The following is a 19,384-nucleotide window of genomic DNA, read 5'->3' as shown; positions in this document are numbered from 1 at the left end:
CGGCCAGCGCTCCTCGGTGCCGTACCCGAGGGCTGCGGCCTCCTCGACGGCCTCCGGCGCGTAGTAGAGCACCGCGTGCAGCGGCTCCAGCAGGTGCCACATCCGGCGTACGCGCGTGACGTCCATGGGAGCGTGGCTGCGGCGTGGCCGTCGGCCGGGGGCACGTGGCCGTCGCCGGCCGCCGTCGCGTGCGGGGCGCTGCCGGGGGCGTCCGCGGTCGGGTGGGGGAGCGTGGCGGCGGGGCGGCCGTTTCCGGCGGGGGAGACCGCGTTCGGGGTGCTCGCCAGGAGGACTCGCGTACCCGGGGCGCGGAGCTCGACCGGGTGGGCGGTCAGGTTCACCGTGCAGACCAGGTCGCCCTGCCAGGGGCCGCCGCCCGCGCCCTTCGCGCGGCGGCGGAAGGCCAGCACCCCGTCCGGCGCGGGCAGCCACTCCACCGCGTCGCCCGCGCCCAGCGCCGGGTGCTCGCGGCGCATCGCCAGCGCGGCGCGGTACAACTCCAGTGTCGAGTCCGGGTCGCCGGTCTGGGCCTCGACCGACAGTTCCCGCCACGACGGCGGCTGCGGCAGCCAGCTGCCGCCGGGGCCGAAGCCGTACGAAGGGCCTTCCGAGGTCCACGGGATCGGCACCCGGCACCCGTCGCGCAGCCCGTCCTGGCCGTCGCCCCGCAGGAACGCCGGGTCCTGGCGGACCTCGTCGGGCAGCTCCGTGACCTCCGGCAGCCCCAGCTCCTCGCCCTGGTAGACGTACGCCGAACCCGGCAGCGCCAGCATCAGCAGCGCGGCCGCCCGCGCCCGCCGCAGCCCCGTCCCACCCTGCCCGTACCGGGTGGTGTGACGCACCACGTCGTGGTTGGACAGCACCCAGGTGGTCGGCGCGCCCACCGACGTGGTGGCCCGCAGCGAGTCGTCGATGACCCGCCGCATCGAGGCCGCGTCCCAGGGGCAGTTCAGGAACTGGAAGTTGAACGCCTGGTGCAGCTCGTCGGGCCGGACGTACAGCGCCAGACGCTCCGCCGAGGGCGCCCACGCCTCGGCCACCGCGATGCGCTCGCCCTCGTACGAGTCGAGCAGGCGCCGCCACGCGCGGTGGATCTCGTGGACGCCGTCCTGGTCGAAGAACGGCAACTGCTGCGAGCCGATCAGCCGGGCCTGCTCGCCATGCCCGATGTCGGGCATTCCGGGCGCCTTGATCATGCCGTGGGCGACGTCGACGCGGAACCCGTCGACGCCCAGGTCCAGCCAGAACCGCAGCACCGACTCGAACTCGGCCTTGACCTCGTCGTTCTCCCAGTTCAGGTCGGGCTGCTCGGGCGCGAACAGGTGCAGGTACCAGGAGCCGTCCGCCGTCCGCGTCCAGGCCGGGCCGCCGAAGACGGACTCCCAGTCGTTGGGCGGCAGGTGACCGCCCGGTCCCCTGCCGGGGCGGAAGTGGTACCGGGCGCGGCAGGCGCGGTCTCCCGCGAGCGCGGCGGTGAACCACGGGTGCCGGTCGGAGGTGTGGTTCGGCACGATGTCGACGATCACCCTCAGCCCCAGCCCGTGGGCCGTGCGCACCAGGTCGTCCGCGTCGGCGAGGTCGCCGAAGAGCGGATCGACCGCGCGGTAGTCGGCCACGTCGTACCCGCCGTCCGCCTGCGGCGAGGCGTAGAACGGCGTGAGCCACACCGCGTCCGCGCCCAGCCGGGCCAGGTGCGACAGCCGCTCGCGGGCCCCGCGCAGGTCACCGATGCCGTCGCCGTCGCTGTCCGCGAAGGACCGGACGTACACCTGGTAGATGACGGCGTCGCGCCACCAGCCCGGTCGGTCACTGGAAGAGCTTGCACGGCGCGGGTCCTCCGGCGCCTGGACGGACGAGGTCAGCTCGTGGGCCATGTGCGGTGTCCCTCTCGGTGGGCCGGGATGGGGGTCTACGGACGACTAACGAGGTGAGAGCCGTATTGCAACGGTCCTGCAAGACCTTACGAAAAGGCTTGCAGAGCGCTCCCGCCTCGCGCAACCCCGTCTGCGCCCGCGTGTCAAGCGATCCAACGGCAACTGTAGGGACACGTGGATGTAACGATCAGCGCGCCTTGCAGAAAGTTGCCGCAAGGTCTTTCGGCTCGTTTTCATCCCTGTTACGTTCCTGGCAACCCGGCGCGCCGCGAGGGAGCGGTCTGCAGGAGGCACGAGATCCGGTCACGTGATCCGCCTCCGACTTCCCCGGGATCAGTTGAAGGAGTTCACATGCGGCGTGGCATAGCGGCCACCGCGCTGGTCGCGGCCCTGGGCCTGACGACGGCGGCGTGCGGTGGCGACAGCGGCACCGAGGGTGCCAAGAAGGGCTCGGGCGAGCTCTCCGGCACCGTCACCTTCTGGGACACCTCGAACGAGGCGGAGAAGGCGACCTACCGGGCACTGGCCGAGGGCTTCACCAAGCTGCACCCCAAGGTGAAGGTCCAGTACGTCAACGTGCCGTTCGGTGAGGCCAACGCCAAGTTCAAGAACGCGGCGGGCGGCAACTCCGGTGCCCCCGACGTGATGCGCACCGAGGTCGCCTGGGTCGCGGACTTCGCCCACCTCGGCTACCTCGCCCCGCTGGACGGCACCCGCGCCATCGACAAGCAGGACGACTGGCTGCCGCAGGCCGCCGCGAGCACCAGGTACAACGACAAGACGTACGCGGTCCCGCAGGTCATCGACACCATGGCGCTCTTCTACAACAAGAAGATGCTCAAGGACGCCGGCGTCGAGGTGCCGAAGTCGATCGCGGAGCTCAAGGCCGCATCGGCGAAGATCAGCGCCAAGTCGCCCGGCAAGACCGGCCTGTACCTGCGCGGCGACGACCCGTACTGGTTCCTGCCCTTCCTGTACGGCGAGGGCGGCGACATGGTCGACGCCGACGCCAAGAAGGTCACCATCGACGACCCGGCCGGTGTCAAGGCGTACCGGACCATCAAGGACCTGGTCGACTCGAAGGCGGCGATCACCGACGCCTCCGACGGCTGGAACAACATGCAGAACGCTTTCAAGACCGGCAAGGTCGCGATGATGCTCAACGGCCCGTGGGCCATCGCCGACTCGCGCGCCGGCGCCCAGTTCAAGGACCCGAAGAACCTCGGCATCGCGCCCGTCCCGGCCGGCAGCGCGGGCCAGGGCTCCCCGCAGGGCGGCTGGAACCTCTCCGTCTACGCCGGTTCCAAGAACCTCGACGCGTCCTACGAGTTCGCCCGCTACATGAGCTCCGCCAAGGTCCAGCAGGAGACCACCGAGAAGCTCAGCCTGCTGCCCACCCGCCAGTCGGTGTACGCGCAGCCGACCGTCTCCGGCAACGAGATGGTCCAGTTCTTCAAGCCGGCCGTCGACAAGGCCGTCGAGCGGCCCTGGATCCCGCAGGGCAACTCGCTCTTCGAGCCGGTCCGCCTGCAGATGGCCAACGTCCTGAGCGGCAAGACCACTCCGGAGAAGGCCGCCCAGGAGACGGGCGACGCCTACCGCAAGCTCCTCAAGGACTACAAGTAAGCAGTGAGAAGGGCTGACCGACCCATGGCTGTCGAGACCGGCCAGTCGGTGGCGAAGGCCGCGGGCGCCCCCAGCGCCCGCGGCCACGGCCGCCGCACCGACAACACCCCCGGCGGTACGGGCCGGCCCGGCACGCAGCCGGGCAGGCTGCGCAGGGCGCTGTCCACCCACTGGTACGCCTGGAGCATGGTCGCCCCCGTGGTGACCGTGATCGGCGTCATCATCGGCTATCCGCTGCTGCGCGGCGTGTACCTGTCGCTGACGGACGCCAACGAGGCCAACGTCGAGCGCACGATCGGCGTCAACCACATCCCCGCGACGTACGAGTTCGTCGGCCTCGACAACTACCGGGCGATCCTCACCGACAACGTCTTCTGGGACCGGCTCGGCTGGACCGTGGTGTGGACCGTCACCTGTGTCGCCCTCTCCTTCTCCCTCGGCCTGGTCCTGGCCAACATGCTCAACCGCAAGATCAAGGGACGCGGCTTCTACCGCATGGCCCTGATCCTGCCCTGGGCCGTCCCGGCCTTCGTCTCCGTCTTCACCTGGAAGCTGCTGTTCAACGAGCGCAGTGGCCTATTCAACCAACTGCTGGCGGGCGGCGGCATCGACGGTATCTCCTGGCTGAACGACCCCACGTGGGCCAAGGTCTCCGTCATCGCCGTCAACATCTGGCTCGGCGTGCCGTTCATGCTCGTCGCCATGCTCGGCGGACTGCAGTCCATCCCCGGCGAGCTGTACGAGGCCGCCGAGATGGACGGCGCGAGCGCCTGGCAGCGCTTCCGTCACATCACCCTGCCCGGACTGCGCCCGGTCGCCTCCACGGTGATCCTGCTCAGCGCCATCTGGACCTTCAACATGTTCCCGGTGATCTTCCTGCTGACCCGGGGCGGGCCCGGCGACGCCACCGAGATCCTGGTGACGTACGCCTACCGGCTCTCGTTCGTCGTCAGCCCGCGCGACTTCGCCGGATCGGCCGCGTGGGGCGTGCTGATCCTCGCGCTGCTGTCGCTCTTCGCGGTCGTCTACCGCCGCGCGCTCAAGAAGCAGGGAGACATGTGGTGAGCACCGACACCCAGACCCGCCGGCGCGGCCGGGGCGAGCGGTCGCCGCTGGCCTCCGCCGGACTGCACCTGACACTGCTGATCGCCACCGTCGTCGCGGTCTTCCCGCCGCTGTGGCTGGTCGTCACCTCCTTCAAGCCCACGACCGACGCCTTCGACACCTCGCTGGTCAAGAACTTCACCTTCGGCAACTACAGCCATGTCCTCGCCGACACCCGGTTCCTGGCGTGGCTGGGCAACTCGCTGCTGGTCGTCGGACTGACCACCGTCATCGGCGTCTTCATCTCCGCCACCACCGGCTACGCCGTCAGCCGCTTCCGCTTCCCGGGCCTGCGCCCGCTGATGTGGATGCTGCTCATCACCCAGATGTTCCCGGTCGCCGTGCTCATCGTGCCGCTGTACAACCTGCTGGCCTCGCTCGGGCTGCTCAACCAGCCGGTCGGCCTGGTCATCACCTACCTCACCATCGCCGTGCCGTTCTGCGCCTGGATGATGAAGGGCTACTTCGACGGCATCCCCGCCGAGATCGACGAGGCGGGCCGGGTCGACGGCCTCACGCCCTTCGGCACCTTCTGGCGGCTGATCATGCCGCTGGCCAAGCCGGGCCTCGCCGTCACCGCGTTCTACAGCTTCATCACCGGCTGGGCCGAGGTCGCCTACGCCTCCGCGTTCATGACCGGCGAGGAGAACCTCACCCTCTCCGGCGGTCTGCAGACCTTCGTCAACCAGTACACCGCCGACTGGGGTTCGCTCACCGCCGCGGCCGTCCTCATCGCGGCGCCCGCCGCGCTCGTCTTCGGCTTCGTCCAGCGCCACCTGGTCTCCGGACTGACGGCCGGCGCCACCAAGTCGTAAGCCACGCCCCGCCACCCCGCACTCCCCGTCTGCGGCGCCGGCCCGGCCTGTTCCCGGGCCGGCGGCCGCTCCCACTCCTCCACCCAGGGAAGACATGACCCAGCATCTCGCCGCCCCCGCCGCCCCGACCACCGGCACGCACACGGGCTGGTGGAGAGACGCGGTGATCTACCAGGTCTATCCGCGCAGCTTCGCCGACGGAAACGGCGACGGCATGGGCGACCTGGAAGGCATCCGCGGCAGGCTGCCGTACCTGCGGAACCTCGGCGTCGACGCCGTCTGGCTCAGCCCCTTCTACGCCTCGCCGCAGGCCGACGCCGGGTACGACGTCGCCGACTACCGCGCCATCGACCCCATGTTCGGCAGCCTCCTGGACGCCGACGCGCTGATCCGCGAGGCCCACGGGCTGGGGCTGCGCATCATCGTCGACCTCGTCCCCAACCACTCCTCCGACCAGCACGAATGGTTCCAGCGCGCGCTGCGCGAGGGCCCCGGATCACCGCTGCGCGAGCGCTACCACTTCCGCCAGGGGCGCGGCGCGGACGGCTCCGAGCCGCCCAACGACTGGGAGTCCATCTTCGGCGGCCCGGCCTGGACCCGCGTACCGGACGGCGAGTGGTACCTGCACCTGTTCGCGCCCGAGCAGCCCGACTTCAACTGGGAACACCCCGCCGTACGCGACGAGTTCCGCTCCATCCTGCGCTTCTGGCTCGACATGGGCGTCGACGGCTTCCGTGTCGACGTCGCGCACGGGCTCGTCAAGGCCGAGGGCCTGCCCGACATCGGCGCCCACGACCAGCTCAAGCTGCTCGGCAACGACGTCATGCCGTTCTTCGACCAGGACGGCGTCCATGAGATCTACCGCAGCTGGCGCGAGGTCCTGGAGGAGTACGACGGGGAGCGCGTGCTCGTCGCCGAGGCGTGGACCCCGACCGTCGAGCGCACCGCGAACTACGTGCGCCCCGACGAGATGCACCAGGCGTTCAACTTCCAGTACCTGGGCACCCACTGGGACGCCGCCGAGCTGCGCACGGTCATCGACGCCTCGCTCGCCGCGATGCGCCCCGTCGGCGCCCCCACCACCTGGGTGCTCTCCAACCACGACGTCACCCGGCACGCCACCCGGTTCGCCAACCCGGCCGGGCTCGGCACCCAGTTGCGCAGCCCCGGTGACCGGGAGCTCGGGCTGCGCCGGGCGCGGGCGGCCACGCTGCTGATGCTGGCGCTGCCCGGCTCCGCGTACCTCTACCAGGGCGAGGAGCTCGGCCTGCCGGACGTCACGGACCTGCCCGACGAGGTGCGCCAGGACCCGTCGTTCTTCCGGGCGACCGGCCAGGACGGGTTCCGCGACGGCTGCCGGGTGCCGATCCCGTGGACCGTCGAGGGCTCCTCGTACGGGTTCGGCAGCGGCGGCAGCTGGCTGCCGCAGCCCGCGACCTGGGGGGCGCTGAGCGTGGAGGCCCAGACCGGCGACCCGGGCTCCACGCTGGAGCTGTACCGGGGAGCGCTGGCCGTGCGCCGTGAGCAGCCCGGGCTGGGCGCGGGCGACGACGTGGAGTGGCTGGAGGCGCCCGAGGGCGTACTGGCCTTCCGGCGCGAGGGATTCGTCTGCACGGCCAACACCACGGGTGAGCCGATACGGATCGAGGTACCCGGCCGGATGCTGCTCGCCAGCGAGCAGGTGCGCGTCAGCGTGGACGGCACGGCCGAGTTGCCCGCCGACACCACGGTCTGGTGGGCGGTGTGACGATCCTGACGCCGCGCGGCGACGCGCGGAGCGAGCCGCGGGGCGACGGAGGAGGGGGCGCCCCGCGGCTCGCGGACATCGCGGCGCAGGCCCGCGTCAGCGAGGCCACGGTCAGCCGGGTCCTCAACGGCAAGGCGGGCGTCGCCGGGGGGACCAGGACACGGGTGCTGGCCGCCCTGGACGTGCTGGGCTACGAACGCCCCGTACGCCTCAAGCGGCGCAGCGCCGGACTGGTGGGCCTGGTCATCCCCGAGCTCACCAACCCCATCTTCCCGGCGTTCGCCCAGGTCATCGAGCAGGTGCTGGCCGGGCACGGCTACACGCCCGTGCTGTGTACGCAGATGCCGGGCGGCGCGACGGAGGACGAGCTGGTCGAGCAGCTGGAGGAGCGCGGCGTCACCGGCATCGTCTTCCTGTCCGGGCTGCACGCCGACACCAGCGCCGACCCGGCCCGCTACCTCGAACTGGCCGCCCGCGGCGTGCCGTTCGTCCTGATCAACGGGTTCAACGAGCACATCGACGCCCACTTCGTCTCCCCCGACGACCGCTCGGCCGCCCGGATGGCCGTACGGCACCTGGTGGAGCTGGGCCACGAGCGCATCGGCCTGGCCATCGGCCCCACCCGGTACGTGCCGTCGCGGCGCAAGGCCGAGGGGTTCGTCACGGCGGTGCACGGGCTGCTGGGCGTACGCCGGGAGGAGGCCGAAGGGCTGGTCCGCTCCACGCTGTTCGGGGTGGAGGGCGGCCACGCGGCGGCCGGTGTCCTGCTGGACCAGGGCTGTACGGGCATCGTGTGCGGCAGTGACCTGATGGCGCTCGGCGCCATAAGGGCGGTGCGCGGACGCGGCCTTGACGTGCCGGGGGACGTGTCGGTGGTCGGCTTCGACGACTCGCCGCTCATCGCGTTCACCGATCCGCCGCTGACCACGGTGCGCCAGCCGGTGCAGGCGATGGCGACGGCCGCGGTGGACGCGCTGCTGGAGGAGATCGAGGGCAACCCGGTCCAGCGCACCGAGTTCGTCTTCCAGCCGGAGCTGGTGGTACGCGGCTCCACCGCCCAGCGCCGGTAGGGGGCCCGGGGCCTGCCCTTGGCAGGGCGCGGCGGGGTCTTCTCATGCCCCGGACCTCCCGGCTGGTGACCGGCCCGGCCGGCCGGGCGCGTGGAGCCCCGGGGTAAGGGGACCCTCGGCCGGCCGGACCGGAGTCGTCGTTGAACGTAACACCACTGCAAGGTCTTGCGAAAGGTCTTGCAGGTATCGATCCGGCAGATTTCCGGCGCGTAAACCCGCTGTGTCCAAAGGGTTGACCGCATGGCGAGCGGCTCGTACGGTCACGTCCGAAAAGCATTGCTGCTGTCTTGCAGCAAGAAGCTTCATCAGGGCCTTGCGGGCATGGCGCGTTGCCGTACGAGGCTGCACCGTCGCATCCGCACCTCCCTTCCCCAGGAGGAAACATGGCCGGAAAGTCCGTGGCCGCCGCGCTCGCCCTCGTGGCGGGAGCCGCAGTGGCCGTCACGGCGCCCCCCACCCCCGCCCAGGCCGCGCCGCCCGGCGACAAGGACGTCACCGCCGTGATGTTCGAGTGGAACTTCGCCTCGGTGGCGAAGGCCTGCACCGCCCAGCTCGGCCCGGCCGGCTACGGCTACGTACAGGTCTCACCGCCCCAGGAACACATCCAGGGCGGCCAGTGGTGGACCTCGTACCAGCCCGTCAGCTACAAGATCGCCGGCCGGCTCGGTGACCGCGCCGCCTTCAGGAACATGGTCGACACCTGCCACGGCGCGGGCGTCAAGGTCGTCGTCGACACCGTCATCAACCACATGGCGGCCGCGTCCGGCACCGGTACGGGCGGCTCCTCGTACACCAAGTACGCCTACCCCGGCCTGTACGCGTCGTCCGACATGGACAACTGCACCGCCCAGATCACCGACTACCAGAACCGGGACAACGTCCAGCACTGCGAACTGGTGGGCCTCGCCGACCTCGACACCGGTGAGGAGTACGTCCGCACCACGATCGCCGGCTATCTGAACGACCTGCTGTCACTCGGCGTCGACGGCTTCCGCGTCGACGCCGCCAAGCACATGCCGGCGAGCGACCTGGCCGCCATCAAGGCCAAGCTGACCAACCCGTCGGTGTACTGGAAGCAGGAGGCGATATACGGCGCCGGAGAGGCCGTGTCGCCCGGCGAGTACCTCGACAACGGCGATGTGCAGGAGTTCCGCTACGCCCGCGACCTCAAGCGCGTGTTCCAGAACGAGAACCTCGCCTACCTGAAGAACTACGGAGAGGGCTGGGGCTACCTGGAGTCCGGCAAGTCCGCCGTCTTCGTCGACAACCACGACACCGAGCGCGGCGGCGACACGCTGAGCTACAAGAACGGCGCCGACTACACCCTCGCCAACGTGTTCATGCTGGCCTGGCCCTACGGCTCGCCGGACGTCCACTCCGGCTACGAGTGGACCGACAAGGACGCGGGCCCGCCGGGCGGCGGACAGGTGAACGCCTGCTACAGCGACGGCTGGAAGTGCCAGCACGCCTGGCGCGAGATCGCCTCCATGGTGGCCTTCCGGAACGCGGCGCGCGGTCAGGGCGTCACGGACTGGTGGGACAACGGCGGCGACCAGATCGCCTTCGGGCGCGGCACCAAGGCGTACGTCGCCATCAACCACGAGACGTCAAGCCTCACCCGTACGTTCCGGACGTCGCTGCCCGCCGGTGACTACTGCGACGTCCAGAGCGACAGGCCCGTCACGGTCGACGGCTCCGGGCAGTTCACCGCGACGCTCGGCCCCAACACCGCCGTCGCGCTGCACGCGGGCGCCAGGAGCTGCGGCGACGGCCAGGTGAGCAGCGGCGCGTCCTTCGCCGTCGACGCCACGACCGTGCCCGGCGAGAACATCCACGTCACCGGCGACCACGCGGCCCTCGGCGGCTGGAACCCGGCCGGCGCGCTCAAGCTGGACCCGGCGAGCTACCCCGTCTGGAAGCTCGACGTCACCCTGCCCGCCGGTACGGCCTTCCAGTACAAGTACCTCCGCAAGGACGCCTCCGGAAACGTGACCTGGGAGAGCGGCGCCAACCGCACCGCCACGGTCCCCGCCTCCGGGAAGGTCACCCTGAACGACACCTGGCGCTCCTGACCCGCCACGGCCGCCGTCCTCGCGGCACGCAGCCGCCGCGTCGCGAGGACGGCGCCGGGGCGAAGCCCCCGTACCCCCCTCGCCCCACCAGCCCTCCCGCCGCCCCTCCCCGGGCGCGGGGCGGCACGCAACCCCGTCTCCGCAACCCTCGACCAGGAGATCCCGCCTTGATACGCCTCAGGCCCCTGCCGCGCACGCGCGTCCCGCGCAGAACCGCGGCCGCCCTCGCGGCGGCGACGGTCGCCGCCCTCGTCCCCGCCCTCCCGGCGACGGCCACCCCCCGACCGCCCGCCCCGCCCTCGGACAGGGCGCTCGCCGCCGAGCCCGCCCGCCACGACCTGACCCGCGAGCAGTTCTACTTCGTCCTGCCCGACCGGTTCGCCAACGGCGACGTGCGCAACGACCGCGGCGGACTGACCGGCACCCGCCTGGCCACCGGCTTCGACCCCAGCGACAAGGGGTTCTACCAGGGCGGCGACCTCAAGGGGCTCAACGACAAGCTGGACTACATCAAGGGCCTGGGCACCACCGCCATCTGGATGGCGCCGATCTTCAAGAACCAGCCCGTGCAGGGCGAGGGCCAGAACGCCTCCGCCGGCTACCACGGCTACTGGATCACCGACTTCACCCAGGTCGACCCCCACTTCGGCACCAACGAAGACCTCGAAGAGCTCATCGACAACGCCCACGCCAAGGGCATGAAGGTCTTCTTCGACGTCATCACCAACCACACCGCCGACGTGGTCGACTACAAGGAGAAGTCCTACGGCTACCTCTCCAAGGGCGCCTTCCCGTACCTGACCAAGGACGGCGTGCCCTTCGACGACGCCGACTACGCGGACGGCACGAAGGCCTTCCCCAGGACGGACCTCGACTCCTTCCCCCGCACCCCCGTCGTCCCGGACGCGAAGAGGAACCTCAAGGTCCCCTCCTGGCTCAACGACCCGGCCATGTACCACAACCGGGGCGATTCGACCTTCGCCGGGGAGTCGGCCACCCACGGCGACTTCGCCGGCCTGGACGACCTGTGGACCGAGCGGCCCGAAGTCGTCCAGGGCATGGCGAAGATCTACCAGCGGTGGGTGCGGGACTTCGGGATCGACGGCTTCCGCATCGACACCGTCAAGCACGTCAACACCGAGTTCTGGACCCAGTGGGCCACCGCCCTCGACGCGTACGCCGCCAAGCGCGGCCGCGACGACTTCTTCATGTTCGGCGAGGTGTACTCCGCCGACCCGGCCGTCACCGCCCCGTACGTCACCCAGGGCAGGCTCGACTCCACGCTCGACTTCCCCTTCCAGGACGCCGCCCGCCGGTACGCCTCCCAGGGCGGCCCGGCCGCCAAGCTGTCCGGGCTCTTCGCGCAGGACTACCGCTACACCTCCGACAGGGCCAACGCCTACGAGTCGGTGACCTTCCTCGGCAACCACGACATGGGCCGCTTCGGCACCTTCCTCAGGCAGGACAACGCCGGGGCCGACGACGCCGAGCTGCTGAAGCGCTACCGGCTCGCCAACGAGCTGATGTTCCTCAGCCGTGGCAATCCGGTGATCTACTACGGCGACGAGCAGGGCTTCACCGGCGCGGGTGGCGACAAGGACGCCCGCCAGACCCTGTTCGCGTCGAAGACCCCCGACTACCTGGACGACGACCAGCTCGGCACCGACCGCACGCACGCCACCGACGCGTACGACCCCGGGCACCCGCTCTACCGCTCCATCGCCGCCCTCTCCCGGCTCACCAAGGACCACCCCGCCCTCCGCGACGGTGTCCAGACCGAGCGGTACGCCGACGACGGCCAGGGTGTGTACGCCTTCTCCCGTACGGACGCCAAGACGAAGACCGAGTACGTCGTCGCCGTCAACAACGCGACCACGCCGAAGACGGTGACCCTCCCCGTCGACGCGGCCGGCACGGACTTCCGCGTCCTGTACGGCGGCCAGGGCACCGTCACGAGCAGCGGCGGCAAGCTCACCGTGACCGTCCCCGCGCTCGCCTCCGTCGTCCTGAAGGCGGCCAGGCCCTTGCCCGCCCCGGCCGCCCCGCCCGCCATCGAACTGGCCGCCCCCGCCGCCGGAGCCACCGGCACCGTCGAGATCAGCGCGGACGTCGACGGCGGACAGCTCAACCGCGTCGTCTTCGCCGCCCAGACCGGCGACGGCAGGTGGCAGACGCTCGGCTCCGCCGACCACGCCCCCTACAAGGTCACCCACACCGTCACCGCCCCCGAGGGAACGGCCCTGCGCTACAAGGCCGTCGCCGTCGACAGCGCGGGCCGCACCGCGAGCGCCCTCGCCGCCACCACCGCCGGGCGGCCCATCGAGCCCGGCACGCCCAGCGCCGTGGACCGCGACTACGCGGTCGTCCACTACCAGCGCCCCGGCGGCGACTACGACGGCTGGCAGCTCAGGAGCGGCACCACGACCGCCGCCTTCACCGGCCGTGACGCGTACGGGGCGTTCGCCTGGGTCAAGGTCGAGGACGGCGCGACGTCCGTCCCGTACACCGTCGAGAAGAACGGCACCCCGGACGGCCCGCAGCGCACCCTGGACCTCGCCGCCACCGGTGAGGTGTGGATCAAGCAGGGGTCCGAGGGCCAGCTGAACAAGGCGCCCGAGGGCGTCTACCCGCCGCAGGACCAGCGCAAGGCCGTCATCCACTACCACCGCCCCGGCGGCGACTACGACGGCTGGGGCCTGCACACCTGGACCGGTGCCGCCACCCCCACCGACTGGTCCAAGCCCCTCCAGCCCGCCCGCCGGGACGCCTTCGGCCTCACCTTCGAAGTGCCGCTCGCCGAGGGCGCGACCTCGCTGAGCTACATCGTCCACAAGGGCGACGAGAAGGACATCCCCGCCGACCGGTCCCTGGACTTCGGCACGTACGGCAAGGAGGTCTGGCTCCTCACCGGCGACAGCACCTACCTGCTGCCCAGCACCGGCGCCGCGCCCTCCCTCGACCTGACCAAGGCCGAGGCCCAGTGGATCGACGCCGACACCGTCGTCTGGAAGGTCAAGGCCACGCCCGGTACCAGCCGGCAGCTGGTGTACGCCAAGGACGGCGGGATCACCGCGACCCGTGGCGCCCTCTCCGACGAGGGCCGCTGGCTGCGGCTGAACCCCTCGGCGCTCACCGGCGCCCAGCAGGCGGCGTACCCGCACCTGAAGGACTACCCGGCCTTCACCATCGACCCGCGCGACCGCGACCGGGTGCGCGACGCCCTGCGCGGACAGCTGATCGCCACGCAGCGGGCCGCCAACGGCGCCCTGCTCGCCGCGACCGGCGTCCAGATCCCGGGCGTCCTCGACGACCTGTACGGCACGAAGGCGCAAGCCAAGGCCCTCGGCCCCGTCTTCCGCGACGGCGCGCCCACGCTGTCCGTCTGGGCGCCCACCGCGCAGAGCGTCGCCCTCGAACTCGACGGCAGGCGCGTGCCGATGAGGCGCGACGCGGCGACCGGCGTCTGGTCGGTCACGGGCGGCAAGAGCTGGCGGAACAAGCCGTACCGGTACGAGGTGAAGGTCTGGGCGCCCAGCGTCCAGAAGGTCGTCACCAACAAGGTCACCGACCCGTACTCCACCGCCCTCACCGCCGACTCGGCCCGCAGCCTGGTCACCGACCTCGCCGACCCGAAGCTCGCCCCGGCGGGCTGGGACACCCTGAAGAAGCCCGCCGCCACTCCGCTGCGCGACGCGCAGATCCAGGAGCTGCACGTCCGGGACTTCTCCATCGCGGACCGCACGTCCACGCACCCCGGCGGCTACCTCGCCTTCACCGACACCACGTCGGACGGCATGAAGCACCTGAAGAAGCTGGCCGCGAGCGGCACCTCGTACGTGCATCTGCTGCCCGTCTTCGACATCGGCACCATCCCCGAGAAGAAGTCCGACCAGGCGCCACCGGACTGCGACCTGAAGGCCTACGCCCCCGACTCCGACGAACAGCAGGCGTGCGTCGCCAAGGCCGCCGCCAAGGACGCCTACAACTGGGGCTACGACCCGCTGCACTACACCGTCCCCGAGGGCTCCTACGCCTCCGACCCGGACGGCACGCGCCGCACGGTCGAGTTCCGGCAGATGGTCCAGTCCCTCAACAAGGCCGGGCTGCGCACCGTCATGGACGTGGTCTACAACCACACCGTGGCGAGCGGTCAGGCCGACAAGTCCGTCCTCGACAAGATCGTGCCCGGCTACTACCAGCGGCTGCTGGCCGACGGGACCGTCGCCACCTCCACCTGCTGCGCCAACACCGCGCCCGAGAACACGATGATGGGCAAGCTCGTCATCGACTCGGTCGTCACCTGGGCCAAGGAGTACAAGGTCGACGGCTTCCGCTTCGACCTCATGGGCCACCACCCCAAGGCCAATATGCTCGCGGTCCGCAAGGCGCTGGACTCCCTCACCCTGGAGCGCGACGGCGTCGACGGCAAGAAGATCATCCTGTACGGGGAGGGCTGGAACTTCGGCGAGATCGCCGACGACGCCCGCTTCGTCCAGGCCACCCAGAAGAACATGGCCGGCACCGGCATCGCGACCTTCTCCGACCGGGCCCGTGACGCCGTACGCGGCGGCGGCCCCTTCGACGCCGACCCCGGCGTCCAGGGCTTCGCCTCCGGCCTGTTCACCGACCCCAACACCTCGAAGGCGAACGGCACCCGCGAGGAGCAGCGGGCCCGCCTCCTGCACTACCAGGACCTGATCAAGGTCGGCCTGACCGGCAACCTCGCCTCCTACACCTTCACGGACACGCGCGGCCGTACGGTCAAGGGCTCCGAGGTCGACTACAACGGCGCCCCCGCCGGCTACGCCGCCGCCCCCGGCGACGCCCTCGCCTACGCGGACGCCCACGACAACGAGACGCTGTACGACGCGCTCGCCTTCAAACTGCCGACGTCCGTGAGCCCCGCCGACCGCGCCCGCATGCAGGTCCTCGCCATGGCGACGGCCGCGCTCTCGCAGGGCCCGGCCCTCTCCCAGGCGGGCAGCGACCTGCTCCGCTCCAAGTCGCTGGACCGCAACTCCTACGACAGCGGCGACTGGTTCAACGTTCTCAACTGGGACTGCCGGGCGGGCAACGGCTTCGGCCGCGGCCTGCCGCCCGCCGCCGACAACAAGGACAAGTGGCACTTCGGCAAGCCCCTGCTGACGTCCCCGTCCCTGACCGTCGGGTGCCCGGAGATCACCGGCGCCTCCGCCGCCTACCGGGACCTGTTGAAGCTGCGTACGACGGAGAAGGCGTTCAGTCTCTCCACGGTCGGCGAGGTCCAGTCCGCGCTGTCCTTCCCGCTCTCCGGCAGGGACGAGACCCCGGGCGTGATCACCATGCGCCTCGGTGACCTGGTGGTGGTCTTCAACGCCACGCCCCGGACACAGGGACAGACCGTCCCTGCCCTGTCCGGCGGCGGCTACGCCCTCCACCCGGTCCAGGCGGGCGGCTCCGACGCCACGGTCAAGGCGTCCTCCTACGAGGCGGCCACCGGCACCTTCACGGTGCCGGCCCGCACGGTGGCGGTCTTCGCCCAGCGCTGAGCGGCACAGCGGGGCGCCCCGATCCGGAACAGGTGTCCGGATCGGGGCGCCCCGCTCTATCGTGGGCAGGCCCGACACCCATACCACCAGGAGCGCTCCCCATGCCGCAGATCACCGTCGACTACTCCGCCTCCCTGGACGGCGCCTTCGACCGGCGCGGCTTCGCGCTGGCCCTGCACCCGGTGGTCGTCGAGACGGTCGGCACCCGCCTGGAGGCCTGCAAGACCCGCACCCGCCGGGTCGAGGACGCCGTGATCGGCGACGGCGAGGCGGCCGACGACGCGATCATCCACGTCGGCATCGCGATGCTGGCCGGGCGCGGCGAGGAGGTCAAGGCACGGCTCACTCAGGCCGTCGTCGCGCTCGTGGGGGACTTCCTCAAGCCCGGCCCCGCCGTGCACATCTCCGCCGAGGTACGCGACCTCGACTCCTCCTACCGCACCGGCTGAGCGGGCACGGCCGGCACCCTCGCCAGCAGCGCCCCGAGCCGGCCGGCCAGGTCGCCGAAGGGCCCGTCGACCGGCTCGTCGCTCAGGATGCGCAGCAGCAGCCCCGCCATCTCGTCGTCGTACGCGGCGCTCACCGCCGCCAGCGCCGCGAAGTCGTGCACCAACTGCGACTCCAGCTCCGCGCGCGGAATCCGGCGCCCGTCCAGCCAGATCAGCGCGGTGGACTCGGCGAGCGACACCCAGGAGCGGACGACCAGTTCGAGCCGGGCGGGCGGGTCGGTGACGCCGAGGTGGGCGAGGATCTGCACGTACGCCGCCTGCCGCACCTCGTCGATCATCGCGTGCGTGGTGGAGGACCCCACGGCCGGTCCGCCGCGCATCAGGGCCTCGAACCCCGGCCCGTGCTCCTCCACGAAGTCGAAGAACCGCCCCATCACCCGCAGCAGCCGTGCCCCCAGCGGCCCCTGGCGCGGCTCCGCGAACCGGGCCGCCAGCTCGTCCGCCGCACGCCGCAGCGCCGCCTCGTACAGGCTCTGCTTGCCGGGGAAGTAGTGGTAGACGAGCGGTCGCGAGATGCCCGCGGCGGCGGCGATCTCGTCGATCGACACCTCGTCGGGGGAGCGGTGGCCGAACAGCTCCAGCGCCACGCCGATCAGCTGCTGCCTGCGTTCCTCGACGCCCATTCTGCGCCGCACCCCGGTCGTCATGCGACCAGCCTAACCGCCGCCCTTCGAACGGTGGCCGTTACAGCTTCCGTTACGCTGCCGGACCATGAGCGTCTCCGACCCCGAAACCCCGGTACCGCGCACCGGACTCACCCCGCGCCAGGCGCGGCGCCTGCGGATCGCCGCGGCGTCCGTCCTGCTGGTGGCGATGGCGGTCGTCCTGGTGCTGCGGCTGGCGAGCCGCACCTCCGTCCTGGTGGTCGGCGTGTACGGGCTGGCCATGATCCTGTGCGGAGTCGTGATCGAACTCAGCCGCAACGGCCGTACCCGCCTGGGCACCTGGCTCCTGGGCGCGGGCCTCCTCGCCGCCCTGGCCGCCGACTGGCTGCTGCTGCCGTAACCCCAGCCTCACCACGGGCATCACAGGTCGAGCACCAGCCGCTCGCCGCGGCAGCGCGAGACGCAGATCAGCATCGTGTCGTGCCGTTCGCCGTCCGTCAGCAACTCGTCCCGGTGGTCGATCTCGCCCTCCAGGACGCGCCGTTGGCACGTACCGCAGAAGCCCTGCTCGCACGAGTACGACACATGCGGCACCTCCGCCCGTACGGCGGCCAGCACCGACTGACCCGGTGCGACCGCCACCGTCCGCCCCGACCGCCGCAGTTCGACCTCGAAGGCGCCGCCCGGAGCGGAGGCGGCCGGGGTGAACCGTTCCAGCCGCGGTGTCCGTCCCTCCGGCAGCCGGGCCGCCACCGCCTCCATCAGGCCGTCCGGGCCGCAGCAGTAGACCTCGGCCTCCGTCGGCAGCTCCGCCAGGAAGGCGAGGTCCGGCAGCCCCGCCTCGTCCTCGGCCACGACGCTCACGTTCCCCAGCTTCTCCACCTCGTCCAGGAACGGCATCGTCGCCCGGCTGCGCCCGCAGTACAGCAGCTTCCAGTCCGCCCCCGCCGCGTGCGCGGCGCGCACCATCGGCAGCAAGGGCGTGATCCCGATGCCGCCCGCGACGAAGACGTACGCGGGCGACGCGACGAGCGGGAAACGGTTGCGCGGCCCCCGGATCTCCACCTCCGTGCCCTCGTGCACCTGCTCGTGCACCTCCCGCGAGCCGCCCCGCCCGTCCTCGATGAGCCGGGTGGCGATGGTGTAGGTGCCGGTGTCGGCCGGGTCGCCGCACAGCGAGAACTGCCGCACCAAGCCCGACGGCAGGACCAGGTCCACATGCGCGCCCGGCTCCCAGGGCGGCAGCCCCGTGCCCTCCAGGCGGAGTTGGACGACCCCCTCGGCGGGCGTGGACCGCTCGGTCACGAACACGCGGCGGCGGGTGGTCGACGAGCGGGTGCCCCGGCCCGATATCGGCTCCTCCAGGGCGGGCAGCGGCCAGAGGGGAGCGGCCTGGATGCGGCGCCGGGCGGCCCGCTTGACGAGCAGGGCCGCTCCGGCGACGGCGACGACGGTACGCAGACGGGGCGGCATGGCTCAGTGACCTCCGTTGGCGGCCGGGGACGAGGCGAGATAGGCGACCGCCTGGGCCGTACTGCCCTCCTGCGAGGGGTGGTAGCCGCGGCTCAGGTAGCGGGGGACGGACCGCAGCATGTCGGGCGTGGACGGCAGCACCCCGTGCCGGCCGCGGTGGACGAAGTCCCTGACCGACGCCTTGCCGTTCGGCAGCGTCGGGTCGTTCTCCATGAAGAACCGGGCGCCCCGCTGCCAGAGGAAGACCAGCGCCGAGAACGCCGTCGCCCAGGTCCGTACGCGCCGCCGGTAGCCGCCGTCGACGTGCATGAACAGCTCGAAGGCGACCGCGCGGTGCTCGACCTCCTCCGCGCCGTGCCAGCGCAGCAGGTCCAGCATCACCGGGTCGGCGCCCCGCCGGTCCAGCTCCTCGGCGTTGAGCACCCAGTCGCCCAGGAACGCTGTGTAGTGCTCGATCGCCGCGATGAGCGCGACCCGCTCCATCAGCCACCACCGCCGGGCCCGGCCGGGCGGCAGCGTCCGGTCGCCGAGCAGCTTCTCGAAGAGCCAGTCGACCTGCGCGGTGTACGGGGTCGGGTCCAGCCCGAGCTTCCTCAGGTGCGGCAGTACGTCGTCGTGGGCCTGGGAGTGCATCGCCTCCTGACCGATGAACCCGATGACGTCCTCGCGCAGCCGGTCGTCACGGATGTACGGCAGCACCTGCCGGTAGACGTGGACGAACCACCGCTCGCCCGCGGGGAGAAGCAGGTGCAGGACATTGATGGTGTGGCTGGTGAACGGGTCGCCGGGAACCCAGTGGAGCGGGGTCTCCTCCCAGTCGAAGGAGACCTTCCGGGCCTTCAGCTCGATCCGCTCCGACGCTGTACGTGCCGGCCGCCTGTTAGACATGGCGTCAATGTACTGATGAGTACGTCAGGGCGACAGGGTCGTGCACCCGTTGTTTACGGAAGAGTCAGCAGCG

Annotated in this window: 13 protein-coding genes and 1 pseudogene; 9 read left to right on the top strand and 5 right to left on the bottom strand. The window is 71.3% G+C overall.

What is annotated here, in order from left to right:
- The coding region (locus QWM81_RS29335; RefSeq protein ID WP_435372458.1) for a helix-turn-helix domain-containing protein at positions 1-126 on the bottom strand (126 nt) is incomplete at its 3' end.
- Positions 127-278: 152 nt separating this feature from the next.
- Positions 279-1,874, bottom strand: a pseudogene (locus QWM81_RS25610) (glycoside hydrolase family 13 protein); the annotation flags it as partial.
- 351 nt (positions 1,875-2,225) lie between these two features.
- On the opposite strand from QWM81_RS25610, the gene QWM81_RS25605 reads away from it, so the two are divergent.
- The 8 genes from QWM81_RS25605 to QWM81_RS25570 all read left to right on the top strand — a co-directional run bounded on the left by QWM81_RS25605 (position 2,226) and on the right by QWM81_RS25570 (position 16,285).
- Entirely contained in the window at positions 2,226-3,500 is a 1,275-nt protein-coding gene (locus tag QWM81_RS25605) for an extracellular solute-binding protein (RefSeq protein ID WP_290114714.1), read from the top strand.
- 24 nt (positions 3,501-3,524) lie between these two features.
- Complete coding sequence (locus tag QWM81_RS25600) at positions 3,525-4,565, top strand: carbohydrate ABC transporter permease (protein ID WP_290114713.1); 1,041 nt, start codon at positions 3,525-3,527, stop codon at positions 4,563-4,565.
- Positions 4,562-5,419 carry a sugar ABC transporter permease gene (locus tag QWM81_RS25595; protein WP_290114712.1) on the top strand — a complete coding sequence of 286 codons (858 nt, stop codon included), beginning with the start codon at positions 4,562-4,564 and terminating at the stop codon, positions 5,417-5,419. The genes QWM81_RS25600 and QWM81_RS25595 overlap by 4 nt, the downstream gene beginning before the upstream one ends.
- A gap of 94 nt (positions 5,420-5,513) precedes the next feature.
- Complete coding sequence (locus tag QWM81_RS25590) at positions 5,514-7,166, top strand: glycoside hydrolase family 13 protein (RefSeq protein WP_290114711.1); 1,653 nt, start codon at positions 5,514-5,516, stop codon at positions 7,164-7,166.
- On the top strand, positions 7,154-8,236 hold the full coding sequence (locus tag QWM81_RS25585; protein WP_435372457.1) for a LacI family DNA-binding transcriptional regulator: 1,083 nt from the start codon (positions 7,154-7,156) through the stop codon (positions 8,234-8,236). Before QWM81_RS25590 ends, QWM81_RS25585 begins: the two co-directional genes overlap by 13 nt.
- A 383-nt stretch (positions 8,237-8,619) precedes the next feature.
- Complete coding sequence (locus tag QWM81_RS25580; protein ID WP_290114710.1) at positions 8,620-10,308, top strand: carbohydrate-binding module family 20 domain-containing protein; 1,689 nt, start codon at positions 8,620-8,622, stop codon at positions 10,306-10,308.
- 167 nt (positions 10,309-10,475) lie between these two features.
- On the top strand, positions 10,476-15,836 hold the full coding sequence (pulA, locus tag QWM81_RS25575; protein WP_290114709.1) for a pullulanase-type alpha-1,6-glucosidase: 5,361 nt from the start codon (positions 10,476-10,478) through the stop codon (positions 15,834-15,836).
- Between the two features lie 101 nt (positions 15,837-15,937).
- Positions 15,938-16,285, top strand: a complete 348-nt coding sequence (locus QWM81_RS25570) for a 5-carboxymethyl-2-hydroxymuconate Delta-isomerase (protein ID WP_290114708.1) — start codon at positions 15,938-15,940, stop codon at positions 16,283-16,285.
- Here the strand turns inward: QWM81_RS25570 and QWM81_RS25565 are convergent.
- Positions 16,270-16,992 (bottom strand): TetR/AcrR family transcriptional regulator, encoded by a 723-nt coding sequence (locus QWM81_RS25565; protein WP_290114707.1) that lies wholly within the window; start codon positions 16,990-16,992, stop codon positions 16,270-16,272. The genes QWM81_RS25570 and QWM81_RS25565 overlap by 16 nt on opposite strands.
- Before the next feature lie 64 nt (positions 16,993-17,056).
- Between QWM81_RS25565 and QWM81_RS25560 the strand changes: the two genes are divergently transcribed.
- Complete coding sequence (locus tag QWM81_RS25560; RefSeq protein ID WP_290114706.1) at positions 17,057-17,350, top strand: hypothetical protein; 294 nt, start codon at positions 17,057-17,059, stop codon at positions 17,348-17,350.
- Positions 17,351-17,370: 20 nt separating this feature from the next.
- Here the strand turns inward: QWM81_RS25560 and QWM81_RS25555 are convergent, their stop codons facing one another.
- Together QWM81_RS25555 and QWM81_RS25550 are read right to left on the bottom strand one after the other, a co-directional pair.
- Positions 17,371-18,423 (bottom strand): PDR/VanB family oxidoreductase, encoded by a 1,053-nt coding sequence (locus QWM81_RS25555; RefSeq protein ID WP_290114705.1) that lies wholly within the window; start codon positions 18,421-18,423, stop codon positions 17,371-17,373.
- A gap of 3 nt (positions 18,424-18,426) precedes the next feature.
- Complete coding sequence (locus QWM81_RS25550) at positions 18,427-19,311, bottom strand: metal-dependent hydrolase (protein WP_290114704.1); 885 nt, start codon at positions 19,309-19,311, stop codon at positions 18,427-18,429.
- Between the last annotated feature and the right edge of the window lie 73 nt (positions 19,312-19,384).

It is taken from the genome of Streptomyces ficellus, from assembly GCF_030406405.1.
In the GTDB taxonomy this organism is placed as follows: domain Bacteria; phylum Actinomycetota; class Actinomycetes; order Streptomycetales; family Streptomycetaceae; genus Streptomyces; species Streptomyces ficellus_B.
Note: the sequence above shows the minus strand (reverse complement) of the source record. Positions and strands in the feature narration are given on the sequence as shown.

What these genes read in the sequence shown, in the direction of transcription:
- QWM81_RS25600 (WP_290114713.1), top strand. Translation starts at nt 3,525, where the DNA reads ATGGCTGTCGAGACCGGCCAGTCGGTGGCGAAGGCCGCGGGCGCCCCC.
- QWM81_RS25550 (WP_290114704.1), bottom strand. Translation starts at nt 19,311, where the DNA reads ATGTCTAACAGGCGGCCGGCACGTACAGCGTCGGAGCGGATCGAGCTG.
- QWM81_RS25560 (WP_290114706.1), top strand. Translation starts at nt 17,057, where the DNA reads ATGAGCGTCTCCGACCCCGAAACCCCGGTACCGCGCACCGGACTCACC.
- QWM81_RS25580 (WP_290114710.1), top strand. Translation starts at nt 8,620, where the DNA reads ATGGCCGGAAAGTCCGTGGCCGCCGCGCTCGCCCTCGTGGCGGGAGCC.
- QWM81_RS25570 (WP_290114708.1), top strand. Translation starts at nt 15,938, where the DNA reads ATGCCGCAGATCACCGTCGACTACTCCGCCTCCCTGGACGGCGCCTTC.
- QWM81_RS25605 (WP_290114714.1), top strand. Translation starts at nt 2,226, where the DNA reads ATGCGGCGTGGCATAGCGGCCACCGCGCTGGTCGCGGCCCTGGGCCTG.
- QWM81_RS25590 (WP_290114711.1), top strand. Translation starts at nt 5,514, where the DNA reads ATGACCCAGCATCTCGCCGCCCCCGCCGCCCCGACCACCGGCACGCAC.
- QWM81_RS25565 (WP_290114707.1), bottom strand. Translation starts at nt 16,992, where the DNA reads ATGACGACCGGGGTGCGGCGCAGAATGGGCGTCGAGGAACGCAGGCAG.
- QWM81_RS25555 (WP_290114705.1), bottom strand. Translation starts at nt 18,423, where the DNA reads ATGCCGCCCCGTCTGCGTACCGTCGTCGCCGTCGCCGGAGCGGCCCTG.